The sequence below is a fragment of the Cellvibrio sp. ATLC23 genome (assembly GCF_057196725.1).
On record NZ_JBXUOS010000005.1, the window covers coordinates 109833 to 133807 of the forward strand.

20 protein-coding genes are annotated in these 23975 nt (G+C 46.9%); 10 read left to right on the forward strand and 10 right to left on the reverse strand.

Translation table 11 applies throughout. The features are described 5' to 3' along the window. Nucleotides 1-57: 57 nt before the first annotated feature. The 10 genes from thrS to nfuA all read right to left on the reverse strand — a co-directional run bounded on the left by thrS (nt 58) and on the right by nfuA (nt 11689). A complete protein-coding gene (gene thrS, locus AC2CG4_RS10055) occupies nt 58-1983 on the reverse strand; it encodes a threonine--tRNA ligase (RefSeq protein WP_484486125.1) in 1926 nt (641 codons plus the stop codon). 164 nt (nt 1984-2147) lie between these two features. After that, nucleotides 2148-3149, reverse strand: coding sequence for a lipid A deacylase LpxR family protein (locus AC2CG4_RS10060; RefSeq protein WP_484486126.1), 1002 nt, complete (start codon nt 3147-3149; stop codon nt 2148-2150). 170 nt (nt 3150-3319) lie between these two features. Continuing rightward, the gene (locus tag AC2CG4_RS10065) at nt 3320-4825 is read right to left on the reverse strand and encodes a sulfite reductase subunit alpha (RefSeq protein ID WP_484486127.1); all 1506 of its coding nucleotides are present in this window, start codon (nt 4823-4825) and stop codon (nt 3320-3322) included. A 40-nt stretch (nt 4826-4865) separates the two neighbouring features. Continuing rightward, complete coding sequence (locus tag AC2CG4_RS10070) at nt 4866-5396, reverse strand: DUF2271 domain-containing protein (RefSeq protein ID WP_484486128.1); 531 nt, start codon at nt 5394-5396, stop codon at nt 4866-4868. Nucleotides 5397-5436: 40 nt separating this feature from the next. Beyond that, nucleotides 5437-6045: a PepSY-associated TM helix domain-containing protein gene (locus AC2CG4_RS10075; RefSeq protein WP_484486129.1), complete on the reverse strand. Its 609-nt coding sequence runs from the start codon at nt 6043-6045 to the stop codon at nt 5437-5439. 51 nt (nt 6046-6096) lie between these two features. Continuing rightward, nucleotides 6097-6780, reverse strand: coding sequence for a Fe2+-dependent dioxygenase (locus AC2CG4_RS10080; RefSeq protein WP_484486130.1), 684 nt, complete (start codon nt 6778-6780; stop codon nt 6097-6099). Nucleotides 6781-6784: 4 nt separating this feature from the next. Next, entirely contained in the window at nt 6785-7924 is a 1140-nt protein-coding gene (locus tag AC2CG4_RS10085; protein ID WP_484486131.1) for an alpha-hydroxy acid oxidase, read from the reverse strand. A 46-nt stretch (nt 7925-7970) separates the two neighbouring features. After that, nucleotides 7971-10322, reverse strand: a complete 2352-nt coding sequence (locus AC2CG4_RS10090) for a TonB-dependent receptor (protein ID WP_484486132.1) — start codon at nt 10320-10322, stop codon at nt 7971-7973. 99 nt (nt 10323-10421) lie between these two features. Continuing rightward, a complete protein-coding gene (locus AC2CG4_RS10095) occupies nt 10422-10721 on the reverse strand; it encodes a PepSY domain-containing protein (protein WP_484486133.1) in 300 nt (99 codons plus the stop codon). Between the two features lie 380 nt (nt 10722-11101). Then, entirely contained in the window at nt 11102-11689 is a 588-nt protein-coding gene (gene nfuA, locus AC2CG4_RS10100) for a Fe-S biogenesis protein NfuA (RefSeq protein WP_484486134.1), read from the reverse strand. Nucleotides 11690-12025: 336 nt separating this feature from the next. Between nfuA and AC2CG4_RS10105 the strand changes: the two genes are divergently transcribed. The 10 genes from AC2CG4_RS10105 (at nt 12026) to AC2CG4_RS10150 (ending at nt 23899) form a co-directional block, all read left to right on the forward strand. Then, a complete protein-coding gene (locus AC2CG4_RS10105) occupies nt 12026-12250 on the forward strand; it encodes a hypothetical protein (RefSeq protein WP_484486135.1) in 225 nt (74 codons plus the stop codon). Nucleotides 12251-12466: 216 nt separating this feature from the next. Beyond that, a complete protein-coding gene (gene metH, locus AC2CG4_RS10110; RefSeq protein WP_484486136.1) occupies nt 12467-16189 on the forward strand; it encodes a methionine synthase in 3723 nt (1240 codons plus the stop codon). Nucleotides 16190-16306: 117 nt separating this feature from the next. Then, nucleotides 16307-18637 carry a DUF6242 domain-containing protein gene (locus AC2CG4_RS10115; RefSeq protein ID WP_484486137.1) on the forward strand — a complete coding sequence of 777 codons (2331 nt, stop codon included), beginning with the start codon at nt 16307-16309 and terminating at the stop codon, nt 18635-18637. A gap of 375 nt (nt 18638-19012) precedes the next feature. After that, on the forward strand, nt 19013-19369 hold the full coding sequence (locus AC2CG4_RS10120) for a YbaN family protein (RefSeq protein ID WP_484486138.1): 357 nt from the start codon (nt 19013-19015) through the stop codon (nt 19367-19369). 99 nt (nt 19370-19468) lie between these two features. After that, nucleotides 19469-19780, forward strand: coding sequence for a helix-turn-helix domain-containing protein (locus AC2CG4_RS10125; RefSeq protein WP_484486139.1), 312 nt, complete (start codon nt 19469-19471; stop codon nt 19778-19780). Between the two features lie 2 nt (nt 19781-19782). Then, the gene (locus AC2CG4_RS10130; RefSeq protein WP_484486140.1) at nt 19783-20283 is read left to right on the forward strand and encodes a heme-degrading domain-containing protein; all 501 of its coding nucleotides are present in this window, start codon (nt 19783-19785) and stop codon (nt 20281-20283) included. A gap of 20 nt (nt 20284-20303) precedes the next feature. Next, nucleotides 20304-20816 carry a DUF6942 family protein gene (locus AC2CG4_RS10135; RefSeq protein ID WP_484486141.1) on the forward strand — a complete coding sequence of 171 codons (513 nt, stop codon included), beginning with the start codon at nt 20304-20306 and terminating at the stop codon, nt 20814-20816. 80 nt (nt 20817-20896) lie between these two features. Then, nucleotides 20897-22072 (forward strand): acyltransferase family protein, encoded by a 1176-nt coding sequence (locus AC2CG4_RS10140; protein WP_484486142.1) that lies wholly within the window; start codon nt 20897-20899, stop codon nt 22070-22072. 172 nt (nt 22073-22244) lie between these two features. Further along, nucleotides 22245-22586 carry a helix-turn-helix transcriptional regulator gene (locus AC2CG4_RS10145; RefSeq protein WP_484486143.1) on the forward strand — a complete coding sequence of 114 codons (342 nt, stop codon included), beginning with the start codon at nt 22245-22247 and terminating at the stop codon, nt 22584-22586. Beyond that, nucleotides 22586-23899, forward strand: coding sequence for a type II toxin-antitoxin system HipA family toxin (locus tag AC2CG4_RS10150; RefSeq protein WP_484486144.1), 1314 nt, complete (start codon nt 22586-22588; stop codon nt 23897-23899). Before AC2CG4_RS10145 ends, AC2CG4_RS10150 begins: the two co-directional genes overlap by 1 nt. The last annotated feature ends 76 nt before the right edge of the window (nt 23900-23975 follow it).

Sequence of the window (23975 nt, forward strand, 5' to 3'; positions counted from 1 at the left end):
ATTAATAAAAACAAATCTTTTTTCGCTTTAGCGATCTATTCGTCAAAAAAATTTCTTTTAGGCAGAAATATTTCGACCTCGACGCGCTATATCGGCGGTCAAGTGCGCGATGAAAGCTTCCAGATTCATTACACCCAAATCTTGTCCGTCCCTTGTGCGAACTGCAAGTGATTGATTTTCAACCTCTTTATCGCCAATGACGAGCAGGTAGGGTACCCGCTGAATTGTGTGCTCGCGGATTTTAAAGCCGATCTTCTCATTTCTCAAGTCCGGAATGACGCGAATGCCCTTTTCACGCAAGGCTTTTTCGATCATTTTGACGTAATCTGCCTGATTATCGGTAATATTCATCACCGCAACCTGGGCTGGCGCCAACCAAGTTGGAAAGGAACCTTCATAGTGTTCAATGAGAATACCGAGAAAGCGTTCGAAAGAACCAAGAATGGCGCGATGCAACATCACTGGACGCTTACGGGCATTATCTTCTGCCACATACTCCGCATCCAAACGCTCAGGCAGGACAAAATCGAGCTGTATGGTACCACATTGCCAGAAGCGACCCAGCGCATCCTTAATTTGATATTCAATCTTGGGGCCATAAAAGGCACCTTCGCCCGGTAATTCTTCCCACTCAAGGCCAGATTCACGCAGCGCATGGCGCAGGCCATCTTCCGCTTTATCCCAAACCTCATCACTACCGGCACGCTTTTCGGGGCGCAAAGACAATTTCACCGCAACATCGGTAAAGCCAAAGTCATCGTAAATTGATTTGAGCATTTGGTTGAAGTCAGATACTTCGCTGACGATATGATCTTCAGTACAGAAGATATGCGCATCGTCCTGCACAAAACCGCGCACGCGCATAATACCGTGCAACGCACCTGAAGCTTCATTGCGATGACAGGAACCAAATTCTGCCAAACGCAAAGGTAAATCTTTATGCGAGCGAAGACCGTGATTAAAGATTTGTACGTGGCCCGGGCAGTTCATCGGTTTAACCGCAAAATCGCGCTTTTCCGATTCAGTGGTAAACATACCTTCGCGATAGTTTTCCCAATGGCCGGATTTCTCCCAGAGCACACGATCCATAATCATCGGGGTTTTTACCTCTTGATAACCCCAATCATTTTGTTTGGCACGCATGTACTGCTCGATTTGTTGCCACAGAGTCCAGCCCTTGGGGTGCCAAAACACCATGCCCGGCGCTTCATCTTGCAGATGGAACAAATCAAATTTTTTCGCCAGTTTGCGGTGATCGCGTTTGGCCGCTTCTTCGAGTAGATTCAAATAGGCTTTTAATTGTTTGGCATCGGCAAACGCAGTGCCGTAGATGCGCTGCAACATTTTGTTGTTGGAGTCGCCGCGCCAGTAGGCACCCGAGGTGCGCATCAATTTAAAGTTTAAGCAGAAGCGCATGTTGGGCACGTGTGGGCCACGGCACATGTCGACGTATTCTTCGTGGTGGTACAAACCGGGAGTCGCGTCTTTAGGCACGTCGCGATCCAAAATCTCCAGCTTGTAAGTCTCGCCACGCGCAGTGAAAACGTCGTAGGCTTCTTGCCAGCTAACCACTTTTTTCACTACGTCATATTCAGTTTTGGCCAATTCCAGCATGCGCGCTTCAAGGCGGGCAACATCTTCATCCGTCAGTTTTTGCTCAAGGTCGATGTCGTAATAAAAGCCGTTGTCGATGGTCGGGCCAATGGCCATTTTCACATCGGGAAACAACTGCTTGATCGCATGACCGAGCAAGTGCGCACAGGAATGACGAATAATTTCCAAACCGTCTTCGTCTTTCGGGGTGAAGATCACTAAGTCAGCATCGTCAGTAATCAAGTCATGGGCATCAACACGTTGACCATTGACACGGCCACCTAGCGTGGCTTTTGCCAAACCAGCACCAATTGAGGCGGCAACTTCATAAACAGAAACGGGATGATCGAAAGGACGTTTGGAACCGTCAGGGAGAGTAATAACAAGCATGATAAACCTCTGTCAGTGGTGACCCCTACCAAAGGTCACGTGATAAAAAGCGGGAACCGCAAATAAAAAAAGCCCGCACCTACGATTGTGCGGGCTGGGGAGTATAGGGGAGCTTAAGCACTGGAGGCAACGAATGGAGCCAAAATCACACTAAATTATTCCGTTTAAATCTGCCATGCCAAGGTGATTGCACCAAAGTTTTTCCGTGCAGTTTGGCTTTTATTTGGTTCCGTATCCGATTGGTACGACACGCAAACACTCGCGCGTTGCCACGCATAGGTAAACCCTGCCATTAACGAATACTGGTAATGCTCCAAACCTTTGGAGGCACTCCGACCAAATTCATTACCATCCACCAGAATCTGATTGTGGACATAGTTTCCGGTACCACCCAAATACACATACCAACCTTCGGAAGCGGCGATCGGTGTACTAATGCGGCTTGATATGAACCCCATCGTCGAATAGCTTCGCGCAAGGCTATTACCAGCCCTTAAGAAAAGCCCTGCACCCGCCAATGATTCCAGATTTCCCACCGCTACATTACCCAGCAAAACAGCATCAACTGGACTGGAGTCACTAGTAGAGAAGCGCCACACAGCCGTGCGCTGTAATTGCCAAACAAATTCATCATCTAACTGGTATTCCCAACCTTTAGGCTGATCGGCATCTACTACTCTGTGAACAAATTTTTGCACCTCCTCTGCACCCGAAGACGGGCCAATAATCCCGACCAATGTGGCCACATGATCAGCAAAATCATTTTCGACTGCGACATAGCTGGAGCGCCAATACAATAAGCCCGCGTAAGGGGCATCGCTAGGGTCGGGAATTTCTTTGGTGATGTCATTGGGAGTCACCATTGCCTGTCCCAGTGAGTGCAGCTTATAGGCGTATGTGGGTTCATCATTAACCATCCAAGCTAACGGCAATGTCAGCAAGGGTGGCTTGGTGATAGCCTCGCCCTCTTCATTGCGCCGCCCCCAGGACAAATAAATGCCGTTGGTATAGCCGCCACCGTCTTTTCCAGCAAAAAAATCATTGTCCCAGCTGGCCGAAATCCAATCGCGTTCAGCAAGTACGCTATGACTGCTCGCAACTATAAGACTGATAAAAAAGTAGCGTGACAGCCTCACCCAAATATTCGTAAAAACAGCAGCTGCCACTCCAAACACTCGATCCGACATAACATCCACACTCGATTAATTATTTCTGATAAGAAAACGATAATAAGAAGTAATTAATGGTAATCGACGTAACGCTGGAACCTCTGTTCGCTAAAGAACGAAATTTGCTATTCGAGGGTTAACAACAAGCAATAGACAATCAGGTGAGGTTAATAAACATCGCGACAATAACGCTGCGCGTCGGCGAGAGATTCCAATTCATCGGCACCCAAAATTTTGGCTAACGCAGCGTCAACACCCTGCGCCATTCCCTGTAAACTGCCGCATACAAAAATGGCAGCACCGTCAGCAACCCAGCGCTGAATTTCTTCTGCATTAGGCATTAATAAATCCTGCACATAACGCGGCGCATTAGGTTGTTCATTGAGCGGTACATCGCGCGAAAATATTTTATTGACGCGTGTTAACCGACCAGATTGCTGCCAGCTGTGCAGGTCTGCACTAAAAAAATCATCGGCCAATTCACTTCGCTCGCCAAAAAACAACCATTGACGCGCATTGGCACGCTCAGGATTTGCAATATGCGCGCGCAACCCGGCGATGCCGGTACCATTGCCAATTAAAATCAGCGGGCATGAATTTACTGGGGGATGAAAATGTGAGTTGGTACGAATACGCAAACGAATAGCTTGATTCAAACCCGCGTAGTGCGTTAACCAACCGGAGCCCAAGCCTAACTGATTATTGCAATCACGCACTTGACGCACTAACAAATCCAGCGAGCCTTCGCTGGGAACTGAAGCAATTGAGTATTCGCGATGTGGCAATTCGCGGAGCGATTCAAGCAATAGCTGATCATCCTGCGTTTTCAGTTCAGCGAGTTTTTCGTCGCTGATCGATAAGCTGCGGGTGATTAATAATTCCGGGGCAATGGGTCGCCCGAGTCGCTGTAAAAAAGTATCGATTGCTGCGCGCGAATTACAGGGCCCGATTTCAACCAGATCACCCGCCCGCCACAAATCAGGCGTAATTTCCCCTTGCACAGGCTGCAATTGAATATGAAATGCAGGAGCACCGACCCCGTTAGGGTTAACGCATTCGCGCGCTACAATCCCCCACTTTTCATAGGTCGGCGTACTCCAATCGCTGAAGTGAGTATTGCCGGAAAGCTGACCTAGATAATATTGCCAATGACGCAGTGCGCTTTCATCAAGGCGATCAACTTCAATCACATCGGCCATAAGATGCGCTCCACGCTCATGCAACGCATGCTGCAGTTGATGTGCAAAGCCACAAAAATAGTCATAACTGGAATCGCCCAGCCCGAGAATTAATACTTGTTGATGTTGCAAACTTTTGGCGTCAAGCCCATGCAATGTACGAGCAATAAAACGGTTGCCATTATCAGGCGCTTCACCTTCACCATAAGTACTGGCAATCAGCAGTAGCTTAGCGGTTTGTGTGAGCAATTCAGATTCAATTTGATTTAGCGGCAATAGGGTTACCGACTTACCCGCCTGCTCTAACTGCTGCGCCGTCTGCTGGGCAATACGGGTAGCGCTACCAGTTTGGCTGGCGTAACCAATCAAAATGCAGTCCGCACCCTCTATTTCGCCCGCTACAGCAACGCCCTGCTTGCGCCGATATTGCCGCCAACACAACCAACAAAAAATAAGATAAGAAAAAATTAATACACTTGCGGCAAGATAACGCACACTGCTCTCGCTTGTATCAGAAGTTAAATAAGCAGGCTCACTATGGTTTTAGGCTCAACCTGACCTTACCTAATTCCTTGCGACCGTTTTGATTATGCTCTGCCACTTTTTCGACAGGCCATGTAAAAGGAATTTTAATTAATTCGCGTCCACCGACTTCGCGTGCAGCCTCAACCATCAATGTATATTTACCTTGTTTCAAGCTGCCTAATGGCAATTGCCCTTCAGGGAATATGAATAGATGTTTTCCTGGCCCACGGGTTGCGCCGCTAACACCATCAATCGGCATAGCCCTATTGCGCCCATCGCGGCGCCACCACTGGCGCAAATCTTTTAACCAATCCTCACCGTGATCACTCTCCTCCCCATCTTCGTGGGTTTGGTAAAGCACTGCAAGATTAATGGGCGAAGAGTCTGCGCCATCAATCCAAATGGCGACATAAGGCCGATGATACTCAGCCACATCAAGGCGCGGAATCTCAAGCGACACCTCAAGCTCACCCGCCATTGCAGGTACAAACAAAAATAGGTTGAAGAAAAAAGACCCGCACAAAAACAAATAACGACACATAAAATTCCCTACCAATGAATAATTCAACACTTATAAAAAATCAGTGCATAAACAACAATATGAGCAGCCAAGGCAATACAAGCCCTAAGCCCACTAATGGCCAAGTTGCAAAGCGCGTACTGGCATAGCGCTGTAGTAGCAGCAAGCCGGTAATACAAAAAATAATGCAGGCAACGGCAAACCCATCGATAAACCAACTCCAAACGCCACCGGTATTTCTGCCCTTGTGAAGATCATTAAAATAGGCGATCCAACCGCGATCAGTTTGTTCGTAAATTACCTCACCTGAAGTCAGGTCAATACTGACCCATGCATCGCCGCCGGCTCGTGGTTGCGATAAATAAATATCATCTTCACTCCACTCAGCCATTCCATTGACAAGCGCGATAGAGTGATTGTCATCCAGCCAGTTTATAAGTGCGTCAGGTAGCGGAGCATGGGTGGGGAAATTATCCTTTGCTATTTGTTGCTGCAGATCTTTCAATAATGGCTTGGATAAAAACGCATCCAGTGTTTTCACGACTGGCTTGCTGGGGATTTGCGCAGCATGGTTTAGCGTAATGCCGGTAATTGCAAATAACAGCATACCCACGAGGCACAGCGCCGAACTCATCCAATGCCACTGGCGCACAGAACCCAACCAGGTCATTTAATACCTCACACAAACGATTAAGTAAAAATTAATTTTTTTAAACAGCGATCAAGTCGTTGCCCAACGGCGCAACAGGTTGTGATACACACCGGTAAGTTTCAGCAAATTGGCATCATTTGGTGCGACTGTCGGTGTGAGTGCTTGAATCGCCTGATCCAAATCAAACAACATACTGCGCTCAGCTTCATCACCGACGAGACTTTCGATCCAAAAAAATGACGCGATCCGCGCGCCTTTTGTCACCGGTGTCACGCGATGCAAACTGCTGGATGGATAGAGCACCATATCGCCAGCGGCCAATTTAATGACTTGCACACCAAAAGCAGTTTCAATTTCCAGCTCGCCGCCCTCATACTCTTCTGCATCAGACAGAAATAAGGTTGCCGATAAATCGCTGCGCAGCGAAACCGCAGTGCCGGGCACATGCATAATGGCACTGTCCACATGAGTGCCGTAATGCCCGCCTTGGGTGTAGCAATTAAATTTAGGCGGATAAATTTTGTTAGGAAGCGCGGCAGACACAAATAGAGAATTAGCCGCTAACGTGCGCAACAAATGATTGCCCAAGCTGCGCGCCAATTCACTCGCGTCATCCAGTTGCAGATTTTGTTTTGCAGAACGCGCCAATGTACCCGCGGTTTTAACGCCATCCTGCCAATTGGCCTGTGCCAAGTGCTGACGAAATTGTGCAATTTCTTCGCTCGTTAATACGTGTTGAATCGTTATCAGCATAAATTTACTCACCAGAAAAATGGACAACGCCAATAGTGGGAGCGCGGACCGCAGGCATTAAATAGGTTGTATCTATATCGCTAATGGCCGAACAGCCTGCCATTGCCATACACACTTCCAATTCTTCACGCAATAATTTCATCATATGCGCCACACCCAATGCACCGGCCACACTGAGCGCATAAATTTGTAAGCGGCCGATTAACACTCCATCGGCGCCCAGAGCTAGCGCTTTAAAAATATCCTTGCCAGAGCGGATACCGCTATCTAGCAGCAATGGGAATTCTGCACCTACCACACCACGAATCAGTGGCAACATTTGCACACTGGTAGCCACACCATCCAAACCGCGACCACCATGATTTGATACCACAATGCCAGTAATGCCGAGTGCTTTTAGGGCTTTGGCATCCTCTGGGTGCAACACGCCTTTAACCCAAATAGGCAGCTTGGTTTGTGCTTGCAGCCATTGCAGATCTTGCCAGTTTGGAGCATTGCGCAGCAGCGAAAAAATATTTTTTGCAGGTGCAGCAGCAGACGATTCTGAACAATAGGAGCGCAAATTAACCGCACTAATTTCAGGCGGCAAATAAAAACCTGCATGTTGCGCGCGGCGGCTTGGTACTTGAATGGAGGCGTCCAGCGTGACTACCAAAGCACTATACCCGGCAGCCTCTGCGCGCTTAACCAAATCAAGCGTGTGCTCGCGCACTGGCTGAAAATAAAGTTGAAACCATTTATTGGCAGGCGTGGCAGCGGCAACATCTTCCAGCGCATGGCTAGATAAAGTACTGAGGATCAGCGTGGAATCCGTCGCGGCAGCGGCTCGCGCGCTATCTATTTCACCACCAGGATGCACTAAACTTTGATAGGCAACGGGCGCCAATAAAATCGGATGTACAAATTGCTTTCCAGCGATGACTGTATGCGTGGTTGCACTGGAGAGATCACGCAATAAACGCGGGCAAATTACATACTGTGAAAATGCCGCGCGATTTGCGGCGAGAGTTTGATCCTGTGCACTACCACCAGCTATATAGGCATAGGTGGGCGCAGGAATAAACCGCTGCGCAAGAGCTTCGTAGTCCTGCGCGCTAATAATATCCGCAGGAATACTCGTTAATGATTTTAATAGATTAGTCATAGATATAAGAAAGCCGGGCAAGGCCCGGCTTCTCGTTAATTACGATTTAAAAATCGTAGGTTAAAGTCACGCGAACATTTCGTGCATCACCCATGTACAGGAATGAACCTGAACGATAAGCAGCAAGATAATAATCTTCGTCAGTGACGTTACCAACATTCAAACGAACTTCCAAGTCTTCATTAAACTCGTAGGTAGAGAACAAATCATACACAGTATAGGAAGGCACTGGCTGACTGTATTGACCTGCTGCATTGAAGCTTGCAGCCGTATCAGGTTGACCGGCAAATTTTTCACTTTCGTATTTAGCAGCGGCGCCAAATGAAAAATTATCGGTAAATTGATATTTCAGCTGCAGCACCGCAGTCTCTTCGGCAAAGTTACTCAAGGTTTTACCGACATAGGTTGCAGTAGCCGACTCAAGCACTTCTGCATCCATAATGGTAATGCCGGCTTGCACAGTTAACTTGTCAGTTATCGCACCTGTAGCACCAAACTCAATCCCTTTTACACGGTTTTCACCGGTATTAAATGTACCGACCGAATCGTAGTTCGCGCCCTCCATAATGTCGGATTTGGTAATCTGAAAGATCGCTGCAGTTAACAACAACTGCTCATCAAAAATATTCCACTTGGTACCCAGTTCGATATTTTTTGAAGATTCCGGATCAGCAGCGGCAACTTCGCCATTATTAATCACTGTACCGCCATAACCACTACTGGTGCCTACGTCTGACTCACCGCCATTGATATCACTGGCGGTGGCGTAGCTGAAATAGATATTACCCACACTGTTTATATCATAGGTAATACCTACATAACCGTTCACCAGCGTATCGGAATAATCGTATTCCGCCTGTGCAAGAGTACTGGTATTTTGTGTTTTCAAATCAAAATCAAACTGGTCGGCACGGACACCAGCAAAAACTGTCCAGTCATCAGTTAAATCAACCGTATCCATTAACGCCAAGGAGGTGGTTTCTACCGCCCAATCAGTATCCCAAGTACCTTTAGTTATTTGACGATTCATCAAGGTATTCAAGCCATTTACACTTTTGCCATTAGCACCCACTGCGCACCATGTAGAACTTGTAGTGCCTGCTGTACGACCGGGAACAATGCAGTTTTGACCTGAACTGCCAACGCTGTAGACACCGTTCAATACACTGTGATCGGTGTATTCCAAACTGACTATAAATTCGTGATCTTTACCCGCCAGATTTTTGTTGATAAACAAATTGGTTTGATTGGCGAAATAATCAACATCCTGCCAGCCTTGGTGAGTACTTAAAGTAATCGTTTCGTAAATTCCGCCCGGATTAGTAGCTGCAGTGGTTGCACTGCGCGCGCCTGTCACCACATAACCATTTTCCGAAGTGCCCTGACGAGTAATGTTGCTTAAACGCACATCGGAATTGAAACGGTACTTCACTCGCGCAGTAAAAGTATCGACATCAGATTCTTGAAAGTCTTGCTGTTGCGCGTACACCGGAACGCTTTTTGCGGGCTTACGATTAGGAACATCTCCAACCAAAAAGCCACCCAAATCCGGATTGTCTTTTGCATCCATACCGTAATAATCGAGTACAACTTCTAATTCGTCAGATGGCATATAAAGGCCGGAAAGCGCAACACCTTTACGCTCGCGATCTGCCGGTGCACGATCAGGTACTTCTTCATAACCATACAAAAGGTTAGCGCGCACAGCGGCTTGTTCATTGATTACCTGGTTGGTATCCAAGGTTACTCGCGTGTGTTTATCACTTCCAATACCCGTTGCCAATGTACTGAAATCATAATCAGTAGTGGCTTGCTTGGTGATCGCATTAATTGCACCGCCTGAGGTACCGCGCCCGGCAAAACTGGAATTAGGCCCCTTGGAAATTTCAATTTGCTCAACTACAAAACTTTCACGTGTTGTCATGCCGGGATCGCGCAAACCATCCACAAACACATCACTGCGCGCTTCCTGACCACGAATAATGTAACGGTCGCCAAAGGCATTCCCATTTTCACCCGTACCCAGTGTGATACCTGGCTGTGCATCGAGAATTTGTTTAAGGTCGGTATAACCAGATTCATCGATTTGTGCCTTGGTGAGCACAGAAATATTTTGGGGTGTTTCGGCCAGTGGGCGAGTATGGCGCTCGTCGCCAGAAAATTGCGCTTTGTACGGAACACCTGGTTGCGCATTAGGATTAGGGTCAATCGCAGCGGCTTCAACCTTTACAACATTGAGTTTGTTATCAGGTTGATCTTGTTTTTCATCTGCGGCAAATGCAGCCAAAGGCAACAACATGGCAGCGGCAATACCAGCGGCCAGACTATTTTTGTTTAGCGCGGTATTGGCATAAGTAGGGGTGCGAAAACTCGCAATAGTTTTGATCTGCTTAGACATTTTTTTACCTAGTTCTTGTATGTGTGTGTATTACGGTTTGCGTACAGACATGCATTCATTATTCAATTGAATGTCTTGTTTTCAGGAAATCAATGCGCATTAGTCACGGATTTTTTTCTTGACCAGAGCACCAGTCACTGGATCGAAATAAGCTTCAATTTCTTCAAATTTTTTACCGTCTTTACTTAAACCCCAACCGTAAATTTCATAACAGGTACCGGCAACCTGAAATTTTTTGATCGCAAAGCCATGTTCATTCACGATCTTTTTTTGCACATCTAAGATGTGCAGCCATTGTTCGCGCGGAGCATCGGTACATTTAGCACTGACATGTGCTTGCAACGCGCCACTGCTCAGCAACATAGCGGCACCAGCCAACAGAACAGACAATCTCTTCACGATACCAACCCCTTACCTAACAGATATAGAACTCTCAATATGACATTAGCCGCGCGATACAGCTAACACTAATGCAAATACTAACGATTCTCATTCTCTCAGCGAGAATAAAAAAAATCAAGCGGAACCTGAGAAATGTGTAGAAGCCACGCTAAGGATTAGAAAACGTAGAGAGGGAGGCTACAAGCCGCCCTGATGGGGCATCGGGATTGTTTAGCAGAGCAAATAAGCGAGTTGTATGCACCAAAAATAACGCTGGATAGGCTCAAAAACCGAGCCAACTCCAATTACGCGGTACATATGCACTAATTCTCTGGCAAAAAAATACCGCCTCAGAATGCTCTGAAGCGGTATTTTTTGCGCAATTTTTTTAAACCGAATTACATATAGGCATTGGTGCGATCGGTATGGTCGGTCACATCGCGGATGCCTTTCAGCTCGGGCAATTTATCCATCAATTGCACTTCAATACCCTGCTTCAGGGTAATTGCTACTGAGCCGCAACCTTGGCAGCCGCCACCAAATTTCAGAATAGCGATCATATCGTCAGTCACCTCTACCAGGCTGACATTGCCTCCATGCGCGGCGAGGCTTGGATTTACGTCGTTATACAGCACATAGTTGATGCGATCTTCCAATGGACTGTCGTCGGTCACGCGCGGCATTTTGGAGTTGGGGGCACGAATGGTTAATTGGCCACCCATACGATCTGCCGAGTAATCCACTTTGGCGTCCTCCAAAAACGGCAGGCTGCGCTCTTCAAAGTGGGCATTGAAGCCATTGAGCGGAACAATTACATCGCCCTCTTTTTCTTCGCCCGGGCGACAGTAAGCGATGCAGGTTTCCGCATTGGATGTGCCCGGATTGGCGACAAACATACGAATGCCAATGCCATCGTTGTCTTTCTGCTTATCCAGCAGCTCTTTTAAATACTTTTGGGCGGATTCGGTGATATCGACGTTGACCATAGTAACCTTTCTGTAAGTACCTAATACCTGATTAAATTACTCAGGTATTCTACTGCAAAGTCACTTTTCAGGCACTAGCAAAGTTTTAAAAGAAACAAGTAATTTACAATCGCTACCATAGCCCCAAGGCTTACAACGAATATCTAAGCAGTGGAATCAGCTTAGTGCGAGCCTACCATTCATATTCGCCAGGCTACCGACCATCTGTCGTTAACATTCCTTTAACAAATAAACGTGATATTTGTCACAATTGTCATTTAAGATTGCATTAATCAGGCTATGCTTTAATCAACACCAGCAAAAAACTGTACCACCAGCATCAACCGGAGGCTCAAAATGAGCGAATCCCAAGACTTTTTACTCAACGCCAAGAACCTGAGAATCACCATTTACCTCAGCCTTGCCATCGGCAATATGCTGTTTGGCGCACTCCATCCTGAGTCGATTGTGGTGGCTGGCTGTGGCTTCGCGTTCTTCGCCGCACTCACCTTGAGCAACCTGCGCCCCAACGAGCAGGAAAAAGACCGCTCCGATAAAAAGCTGGCACATATCGATAAATAACCGCTTGCGGTTATAGCTCACCCCGCAACAGCCAATCCCGACTAAACTCATATGCGGATTGGCTGGCTCTCCCGACTCTATCTACCCGATAAATCCTGCACAGCTGCGCCCCTGCTAGCGGGTTTTCTGCTAGAATTCGCGCCAATTTTCTATATCAAACTTTTTTGATATTGCCCGACTTTCATGCGGGCGATAGCCCATAGCAAAGGTTTCCCGATGACTATTCCAGCCGCACTCAAAGCCCGTATCGATTCACTCCACAACGCCATTAAAGAGCGCATCCTGATTCTGGATGGCGGCATGGGCACCATGATCCAAAGCTACAAGCTACAGGAGGCGGATTATCGCGGTGCGCGCTTTGCCGATTACCACATGGATATCGCCGGCAATAACGATTTGCTCAGCATCACCAAACCCGAAGTCATTCGCGATATTCAGCGCGCCTATTTAGAGGCCGGTGCGGATATTCTGGAAACCAACACCTTTAACTCCACCCGCATCTCCATGGCCGATTACGACATGGAAAATTTGGTGTACGAGCTGAACTTTGCCTCGGCCAAACTTGCGCGCGACCTCTGCGATGAAATGACTGCACAGAATCCAGCCAAACCGCGTTTTGTCGCCGGGGTGCTTGGGCCGACCAGCCGCACTTGTTCGATTTCGCCCGACGTCAACGACCCCAGCGCACGCAACGTAACCTTTGATTTGCTCGTTGAAAACTATGTGGAAGCCCTGGGCGGTTTGGTCAACGGCGGCGCTGATATTATTTTGATCGAAACCATTTTCGATACGCTTAACGCCAAAGCCGCGGTATTTGCGGTGAAAAAATATTTTGATGAGGTCGGTTTTGAATTGCCGATTATGATTTCCGGCACCATTACCGATGCCTCTGGCCGCACCCTGTCCGGCCAAACTACCGAAGCCTTTTACAACTCCCTCGCCCACGCGCGTCCACTGAGCATGGGTTTAAACTGCGCACTGGGTGCCAAAGAATTGCGCCAATACGTGCAAGAACTGTCGCGCGTGGCCAACTGTTTTGTCAGCGCTCATCCCAATGCCGGTTTGCCCAATGAATTTGGTGAGTACGATCAAACTGCACAAGAAATGGTGGAGATTGTTGAAGAATTTGCCGCAAGCGGCTTCTTAAATATTATCGGCGGCTGCTGCGGTACTACACCCGCGCACATCAAAGCCCTCGCCGATGTGATGAGCAAATACGCTCCGCGCCAAATTCCCGAGATCGAACCCGCCTGCCGCCTCTCCGGTTTAGAGCCATTCAACATCACTAAAGATTCACTTTTTGTAAACGTCGGCGAGCGCTGCAACGTAACCGGTTCGGCGCGCTTTAAACGTTTGATTGTGGAAGAAGATTATTCCACTGCATTAGAAGTTGCGCTGGAACAAGTTGAAAACGGTGCGCAGATTATCGACATCAACATGGACGAAGGCATGCTCGATGCCGAAAAAGCCATGGTGAAATTTTTGAATCTGGTTGCAGGCGAACCCGACATCGCCCGTGTACCGATTATGGTGGATTCCTCCAAATGGGAAATCATCGAAGCCGGTTTAAAGTGCATTCAAGGCAAGCCGATTGTTAATTCCATTTCATTAAAAGAAGGCGAAGAAGAATTTCTCGCCAAAGCCAAACTCTGTATGCGCTACGGCGCTGCCGTGGTGGTGATGGCGTTTGATGAAACTGGCCAAGCCGATACCATGGCGCGCAAGAAAGAAATTTGCGAACGCTCCTATCGCACCCTCGTCGATAAATTAAATTTTCCACCGGAAGATATTATTTTCGACCCGAATATTTTTGCGGTCGCAACCGGTATTGAAGAGCACAACAACTACGCAGTGGACTTTATCGAAGCCACTCGCTGGATTCGCCAAAACCTGCCCCACGCTGGTGTGAGCGGCGGCGTGTCCAACGTATCTTTCTCCTTCCGTGGCAACAACCCGGTGCGCGAAGCTATCCACTCGGTATTTTTGTATCACGCAATTAAAGCGGGCATGAACATGGGTATCGTTAACGCCAGCCAGTTGGCGGTGTACGACGACTTGCCACAAGAATTAAAAGACAAAGTGGAAGATGTAATCCTCAACCGCAACAGCAACGGCACTGAAGCCCTGCTCGATATCGCCGAAAAATATCGCGGTGACGGTTCAACCGGTGAAATAAAAGAAGATGCCGAATGGCGCTCGCTGCCGATTGCCAAGCGCATCGAACACTCACTGGTAAAAGGCATTTCTACCCACATTATTGAAGACACCGAAGAAGCACGCCAACACTACCCTCGCCCACTGGATGTGATCGAAGGCCCACTGATGGACGGCATGAACGTGGTCGGCGATTTGTTCGGCGCCGGTAAAATGTTTTTGCCCCAAGTGGTGAAATCCGCGCGCGTAATGAAGCAGTCAGTTGCTTATTTGCAGCCATACATCGAAGCCGAAAAAACCGAAGCCTCAAAACCTAACGGTAAAATTTTAATGGCTACCGTAAAAGGCGATGTGCATGACATCGGCAAAAATATTGTCGGCGTGGTATTGCAGTGCAATAACTTTGAAGTAGTTGACCTGGGTGTAATGGTGCCCTGCGATAAAATTATCGATACCGCCATTGAACAAAACTGCGACATTATCGGCCTTTCGGGTTTGATCACTCCATCGCTGGATGAAATGGTATTTGTAGGCCGCGAAATGGAACGCCGTGGTATTAATCTGCCGCTAATGATCGGCGGTGCCACCACCTCCAAAGCACACACTGCAGTAAAAATTGATCCAGTATTTAAACTCAATCAAGTAGTTTACGTAGCCGACGCCTCACGCGCGGTAGGCGTAGCCAGCACTTTGTTGTCAGACGAGTTGCGCCCGAAATTTGTAGAAGATTTAAAACAAGAATACATAGAGGTTCGTGAACGCAACGCCAACCGCAAACCACGCGGCACAGTGCGCACCTACCCTGAAGCTATCGCCAAAGGCCTGAAACTGGATTGGGATAATTACACCCCACCAGCACCCGCATTTACCGGGGTAAAAGTATTTGAAGATTACGATTTGAATACTCTGGTTGATTTTATCGACTGGACACCATTTTTTATCAGCTGGGATCTGGCCGGAAAATACCCACGCATTCTGGACGATGAAATTGTCGGTGAAGCCGCGCGCAACTTGTTTGCCGATGCACAACAAATGCTGCGCAAATTAATCGACGAAAAACTCATCAAAGCCAACGGTGTTATCGGCTTCTGGCCTGCCAATTCTGTCAATCACGATGATATTGCGGTGTACGATGCTGCAGGCAATCAAATTAATACCCTGCACCACATTCGTCAGCAACACTTAAAACAAGGCATGGAATCCCGCCCGCACTATTCGCTAGCAGATTTTGTCGCACCGAAAGAAACCGGCAAGCAGGATTACATCGGCGGCTTTGCCGTCACTACCGGCATAGGCGCCGAAGAACTCGCCAAGCAATACCAAGACGCAGGCGATGACTACAACAGCATCATGGTAAAAGCCCTCGCCGACCGTTTAGCCGAAGCCTTCGCTGAACACATGCACTTGCGTGTGCGCAAAGAATTCTGGGGCTACGACCGCGAAGAGAATTTATCAAACGAAGATTTAATCAAAGAACAATACAAAGGCATCCGCCCCGCACCCGGCTACCCTGCGTGCCCGGATCACACGGAAAAAACCCAATTGTTTAAATTGTTAGACGGCGAAAAAAATACCGGCATCACATTGACTGAACATTTCGCCATGCTACCAACCGCTGCCGTTTCCGGCTGGTACTTCGCTCACCCAGAAGCAACCTATTTCAATACTGGTAAAATTGAAAAAGATCAGGTGGAAAGTTTGGCGCAGCGTAAGGGTGTTAGTGTGCAGGAGATTGAGCGGTGGATGAGTCCGGTGTTGGCTTATGAGCCGGGGGCTGCGGAGTGATTCGTAGCCTGTAAAAATTCAAATATCCCTCAGAACTATATATCCCAACTGAATAAGAATAAACAAAATAACCAACAATACCACGTTAATATCTACTATGGAGTTCAAATAGAAATCATGAAGATTAATCGAGCAACAGTTGTTTTTGCCTTTTGTATATTTTTAGCGTCCTGCGGTGGCGGTGGCGGTGGCGGTGGCGGTGGCGGAAAAAACAATGCATCATCCGCAGCAGTCAAAATTGATCAAACACCACTAATATTTTCATCAGCAGCGCAGACATTACAACTCGACCAGGAAGTTACTTATTCATTAAGTGGTGGAGCAGGGAGTGGAGCAATTGTTTACTCATCGAGTAATACTGATGTAGCGACTATAGATTCCAGCGGGAAAATCACCATTGCAGGCATCGGTAGCACTGTGATTTCTGCTAACAAATCGGGTGACAACACATTTAAAGAAACCAGCACTTCTTTTACGTTAACAATCACAAAAAAGGCACAGGAACCGCTGCAGTTCCCGCAACTTACAATGGAAACTCGTCTGGGCGATTCGCCAGTTTCACTCATTGCTACAGGTGGCAGCACGGCCACACCAATTACCTACCAAGTTCAAAATACTTTACTGGCAACTATTGATCCTGTGACCGGAGTTGTAACCCCATTGCAGTCGGGTGAAACGCAAGTTGTTGCCACTAAAACGGGCAATGACCTGTATGAAATAGTTGAAACGCAATACTCATTAATTATTAAAAAGCAAATTCAATCCCCTTTGGTGTTTCAAAGCTCATCTCTGGAAAAATACTTGGATGCTGATAGTTTTACAAACTCTCTCTCAGGCGGTAGCGGCACAGGAGAGCTAAGCTTTACTAGCAGCAACCCCGTAGTTGCAGAATTAGATAAAGATCAAGGAACTATTAAAGTATTAAATTATGGTGAAACCATTATCACGGCCCTTAAAAAAGCAGACGAACAATTTGAGGAGATAAGTGCTTTTTTTACCCTGAACGTTATTAAAAAGCCGCAAAATCCATTAACATTTGAAAAATCAGCTATTGAAGTTTATCTGGGAGATACAACCTATCTAAATGCTGTAACCGGCGGTAGTGGGAACGGATTGATCACCTACAGCAGTAGCAACGAAGATATCGCGCACGCTGATAAATTTACTGGCCAAATTACACCGGTTACCGAAGGCAAAGCTACTGTCAGAGCAAGTAAGGCGGAAGACGCTGATTACTCTGCCAGCAACACAGAGTACTCGCTTACGGTTGCCCTGATTGTCGATAAAATAACTGCTGACCTTGGATTAAATGAGACATTAGTAGAATGGGAAAAACAATCCGGTGCTGTTTCTTATTTCAGAACATTTAATATTCCTTGCAATCACAACAATATTAACTCCTGTGTAAATGGTAAAGAGCTTTACATTGCCTCAGCCAGCGCGCTACCTATCAAAGAAGATTTGCTTAATGTATCGACGCCGGGTTTTGTAGCTGTCGGAAATAATACGCATATCGCATCCTTTCAAAGAGTTGAAAAAAGATCCCCAGAATTTTCATACAGATCCAATGCAGCCCTAATAGCCTTTAAGGACCAATTATTGGTGATCGGTGGAATCCAAAATACTGACAACCCAATTTGCAATAATGAAATTTGGACAAGTACAGATGGTTTTACATGGAATCAAGCCAAAAAGAATGCCGCCTTTACTGCACGTAGCAAACATCAAGTAGTTGAGTTTAATAACTCTCTCTGGCTCTATGGCGGCGACATATGTACCGAGCAAGGAAGCTACTTTAGCAATGAACTTTGGCGCTCCGAAGACGGCGTCAACTGGACACAGGTTCAACACAATGCACCTATGAGCACTAGGGCCGACCATAGCTTTATTGTGTTTAATGGAAAAATGTGGATCACCGGCGGGGCTTACGGCAACACTGAAATTTGGTCAAGCCCGGATGGCTTTTCATGGGAAAAAGCAGTTGCAGATGCCCCCTTTAAATCCCGAACGGGACAGCAAATGGTGACATTTAAAAATAAGCTTTGGCTAATTGCAGGCCTAACCTTTGGTCCAGGAGGCTTTGTCATTAAAAACGATATCTGGAGCTCAGATGATGGAGTCAATTGGATTAAAGAAAAGGAAAATGCGAACTTTAGTCCACGACAAAAACATCAGGTTATTGCATTCAATAACAAACTCTACCTGATTGGTGGCAACGGCAATGATTTCGGATCAAAGAATGAATCTTGGCGTTCGGCAAATGGAATCGATTGGGAATTAGTCAACAGTCCAATTATCAACGCTAATTTATCTAGCAGCCAGGTAGCTCTTTTTAAAAATTACCTTTGGCTGCTGGAGAATAATGTTAAGCACAGCGTGTGGCGCTCACCGGATGGAATAAACTGGTATGTGCCGCAAAAAATTCGCCTGGAATGGAACCCAAGATAGAAAATAATCCTGTTGCAGATATTTCTCTGCAACAGGATTATTGAACATGAGCAGCGCCACTGATAACCAACTGTGAATATTCCAACAGAAGCTGGAAAACGAAGAGTTAAAATTAATAAGACTTGCCTCAAAGACAACCAGTTAAACTTTTTGGCCCGAGTGTTGAGTGGGAATACCCAACACCACATCATCAAATTACCACCCACGTTGTGCATGACTGCCTACGCGGCTCGCCGCAACCTACCAAAAAAATATCGGATTCAGGCAGCGTAATAATGGCATTTATTTTTGTTGCTAAACTCACGCCGATTGATAATTATGCGCAATTGTTAGTACAAAATAGTAACCACCCTTACCCCGTCTATAGGAATTATTTTGAAGCGCAAAGCCTATGCCTGCTTAGCTGTGTTTTTTCTGGTGCTGGGAATTATCGGCGTATTTTTGCCGGTAATGCCTACCACACCGTTTGTGTTAGCGGCCGCTTGGGCGGCGAGCAAAGGGTCGCCAAAAATTCATGCATGGCTTCACAACCACCCTCGGTTTGGTTCTGTTTTAACGGCTTGGCACACTCACGGAGCGGTGCCTCGTCGCGCCAAGTGGCTCGCCAGTTTTATGATGTCTACCAGCTGGCTGTTCATGTTAATAATTGGCACGCCTTGGTGGATACTGGGCATCATGGCGGCGATATTTATTGCGGTAATAATATTTATTTTTACTCGCCCTGATGCCTAAACCCACAGGTTAGATAGCAATATCCAATACCATCCCATTTGCCATTTATACGCATCTAGCGTATATTTTTAATTATTCAATTTTTTGCAAGGGGTGATTATGGCACGCAATCCATTCGACGAAATTACTGCAGGGTTACACGCGTTTCGCAAGAAACGTGCGGGGAAAGCTTCTTTAAAAAAACCTCCGCAAGAAAAAGTGGCGCCGCCGGAATTAAAGAGCGAGGAAATTATTCAGCTGCGCGAAAAACTTAATGTTTCCCAGGCTGTGTTTGCGCAATACCTGCGCATCAATAAACGCACACTGGAAAACTGGGAGCAAGGTCGGGTAAAACCCAATTCACAAGCGGTTATGCTTATTAAGCTGGTAGAAAAATATCCCGATACCCTATCGCGTCTGGCGAGTATTTAATTATGAACGATGACATATTAAAAGAACTCTTGGTACAAGAAGCAGAACTGCAACTCCACCACTTTAACAATACCACCGCATGGGAATTGGGCAATTTAATAAAGGTTGCAGCAGAAAATCTTTCCGTAGCGGTTTCTATTGAAGTGTACGCTTTCGAACAAGTGGTATTTAGTTATGCAATGCCCGGCACAACAAAAGACCAACAAGACTGGATACGCCGCAAACGGCAGTCGGTTATGCGCTTTGGCCATAGCTCTTATTATGAAGGGCAATACAATGCAGCTAAAAATCGCGACTTTGAGGCAATCCCGCACTTAGACCCCAAAGAATATTGCGCACACGGCGGCTCGTTTCCACTGCGCATTCAAAACTGTGGAATCATTGGTGCAGTGACCGTATCCGGCTTACCACAGGAAACCGATCATCAGCTCGCGATTGATGCCTTGCGCCAAATTGTTAGCCAACAATCAACTCCCCTTGTCCAAGGGAGAGAGAATAAGTAAACGGATATATTCCTTAAAAAATGACGATCAATATTGTTGGTTTAGGCTCACGCAACAGCACCATCAATTTTTATATCGCCAATCGCCCGCAGATTGGCGATTACTCATCGATGAATGAACTTCGCAGCTTGGCACCGGGTGAGCTCGCACATATAGTGCAACACACCAGCAACCACTGGCGTAAAGCGTTTAATGTTTACGCCAAATTACTGTTTGATTGGTTTTCGCTAAATCAGCGCAAGAATTTACCGCCGAGCTGGCAGGAATATCGCAATTCGGAATTATTTCAATCGCAATCGCAAGAAGCGCTTTTGTTTAGCGCGCCAGAACTTGATGAAAACAATAACGCAATTCATATCATCGCGGGAAAAACATACGCCGCTTCTTTGGATCTGCCTTCGCTGGTGTGGCTAGAGCAGTACTTTGCAATCAACAAGGAACATCGCCTGATTGTTGCACCCTATCCTGACTACCGCCAACTTTCCAATGAGCGGATTGCGCGATTGATTGAACTTATGCGGGAATTACGGTGATAATGCCGCCCACCTAACTTAGCACCAATTCTCCACAATTTCCCATCACAACTAACATACTAAATCTATCAGGACGACACATGCATCACCCCATGGAAGCCCATAACAATAATCGCCTTTACGGACTGGATACTCTTCGCGCCATTGCTATTATTATCGTTTTAATCTACCACTACAAAGTGGTGGTGAGCTGGGAAAACATCTTCGGTTTCATGAGCCAACTTGGTTGGGCAGGTGTCGATTTATTTTTTGTGTTAAGCGGTTATTTAATTGGCAACCAGATTCTCTCTGCATTTGCCAAAGGGCAGGACTTTTCACTGAAACTGTTTTACATTCGCCGCTTTCTGCGCACCCTGCCGAATTATTATTTTGTACTCGCGCTCTATTTTATTTTTCCAGTCGCATTGAGTGGTACCGCCACGGCGCCCTTCTGGTCATTTCTCACCTTTACCCAAAACCTCGACATGCGCGCCGGGGAAACCTTTACACACTCTTGGTCTTTATGCATTGAAGAGCAATTCTATTTAATTTTTCCGGTTATCGCATTACTCATCGCCTACGCTAAACGCTCTGTTCTACTTGGCTGGATAGCCATTATTGGCGCAATGCTGCTCGCGATTTTTTTACGCGGATACAATTGGCAGGCCCACGGCGAAGCTGCAATCACCATGCAATCGTTTATGGAACATATTTACTATTCCAGTTTTACCCGCTTTGATGAACTACTACCCGGCATAGCGATCGCCTTATTGAAAAATTTTCACCCAACGATTTACGCCGCAATATTGCGTAGAGGCAATCTTTTGTTAGCAATAGGTTTGGCAAGTGTGGGCACCATGTTTTACGTATTTCAGAACTTTGCCTACATCGAAGGCTATGGACGCACGTTCATGGTGACCACATTTGGCTATTCGTTATTGGCAATCAGTTTTGGCATTCTGGTACTCGCTGCACTCAGCCCCAACTCACTATTGCATCGCATACGAATTCCGGGAGCAGCAAGTTTAGCGCTGTGGTCTTACGCGATTTATCTAATTCACAAACCTATATTTCAAGTATTGAAAGCACCGTTAACGGAATATAAGGTCGATATTAATGGCTGGCTGGGCGTGGCAATTATTATGGCGGTAAGTATTTTTTGCGGATGGCTTCTCTATCTCTTGGTAGAAACACCTTTTATGAGACTGCGAAGTCAGTTTTTCCCAACCAACACCAAAGCCGCACCGCTGCCGCTTGTTAATACACCAGCCACATAGCCACATCTCCAATATTAATAGGTCATATAATACCCATAAAAATCATTAAATTGGTTAATAGGTATAAAACAACCCAAAAATAGACAAGAAGCGAGAATAGGTATAAATTAACCCAAATGGCCTAACCAAGACACATAAAGGTAAATAAATACCCATTATGGACTTTTATACTATGACAAATGCGTCAGTTGCGGCTGAGCTGGGCAATCGCCTTGAGGCTCTGCGCTTGGAGCAGAACATAACCCAGCAGGCTCTGGCCGACGAAATTGGCATTACCCCCAAAAGTTATCGCCAACTGGTTGCCGGTGGCGGCAAGCTGGAAAACATGGTGGCCGCTCTGCGCGCGCTCAATGCACTGGAACAGTTAGAAAACTTTTTACCTGCAACTCCCCCTAGCCCCTTGGAGCAATTAAAGCTGCGCGGCAAGCAGCGTCAACGCGCACGCCACACACCCTATAAAACAGCAACGGCAAATACGGCAGAGGGTGTAGAAGAACCCGGGTTGGACTGGTAATGCAAAATCTCGCTGAAGTCTGGCTGTGGGACAAACTGGTGGGCGCACTGGCGTGGGCGCCAGACACCGCAACCGCGACCTTTGAATACACCCCTGAATGGGTCAAAACCGGCGTACAAATCGCGCCGCTGCACATGCCCAGCCGCAGCGATAGCACGCGCATTTTTCACTTCCCGCAACTTAATCGCGCTACTTACAAAGGCTTGCCCGCCTGTTTTGCCGATACCCTGCCCGATGATTTTGGCAATGCGGTTATCAATGCCTGGCTGGCACGCAATGGCCGCGATCCGCAGAGTTTTAATCCGCTGGAGCGATTGCTTTACAGCGGCAAACGCGGCATGGGTGCATTGGAATACGCACCAGCACTGCGCCAGACCCAAACCGGAAATACCAAACTGGAGATGGATTCACTGATCAGCATGGCGCAGCAAGTATTGGATCAGCGCGCCGGCGTGAGCAGCCAATTGCACAGCGCCGGAAACGATGACTTAACCGCAATTTTGCAGGTGGGCACATCTGCCGGCGGCGCTCGCGCCAAAGCCTTGGTGGCGATCAATAAAAATCGCAGCGAAATTCGCTCCGGCCAAGTGGATGCACCGGAAGGCTTTGAACATTACTTATTAAAATTTGATGGCATTGTAGAACAAGGCAATAATCGTGAAACCTTCGGTGACCCGCAGGGTTTTGGGCGGATGGAATACGCCTATTATTTGATGGCAAAAGACGCAGGCATTGCGATGACACCTTGCGAATTATTAATCGATGGCGAGCGCGCGCATTTTTTAACGCAGCGTTTTGATCGCATTGGCAATCATAAATTGCACTACCAATCGCTCTGCGCCATGGATCACGCCGATTTTAAAATGCCCGGCCATTACAGCTATGAACAATTATTTTCCGTTGCGCGGCAACTGCGCTTGAGCCGTGCGGAGGCGATAGAAATTTATCGCCGCATGGTGTTTAACATTGTTGCGCGCAACCACGATGATCACAGCAAAAACTTCGGCTTTATCTTGTCTGGCCCGCGCGCGCAATGGCAATTAGCGCCCGCATTTGACGTAGCCTACAGTTATAAACCCGGCTCGCCTTGGGTCAACTCGCACCAATTAAGCGTGAATGGCAAACGTGATAATTTTACCCGCGAAGATTTATTAATCGCCGCCAAACTGATTAGCAACTTCACCAAAGAAGCAAAATTAATTATTGAACAGGTACAAGATGTGGTTAGCCGGTGGCAAACCTACGCCAACAAGGCCGCAGTGCCACAAATCTTTAGCAATGAAATAAACAAGCAACTGCGCCTATCCTTGTAGTTTTTATTGCTACAACTGTTTAGCAAAAAAAATTACATCAATAAGAATTTCAACCAGTAATGCACTAAGGAATATA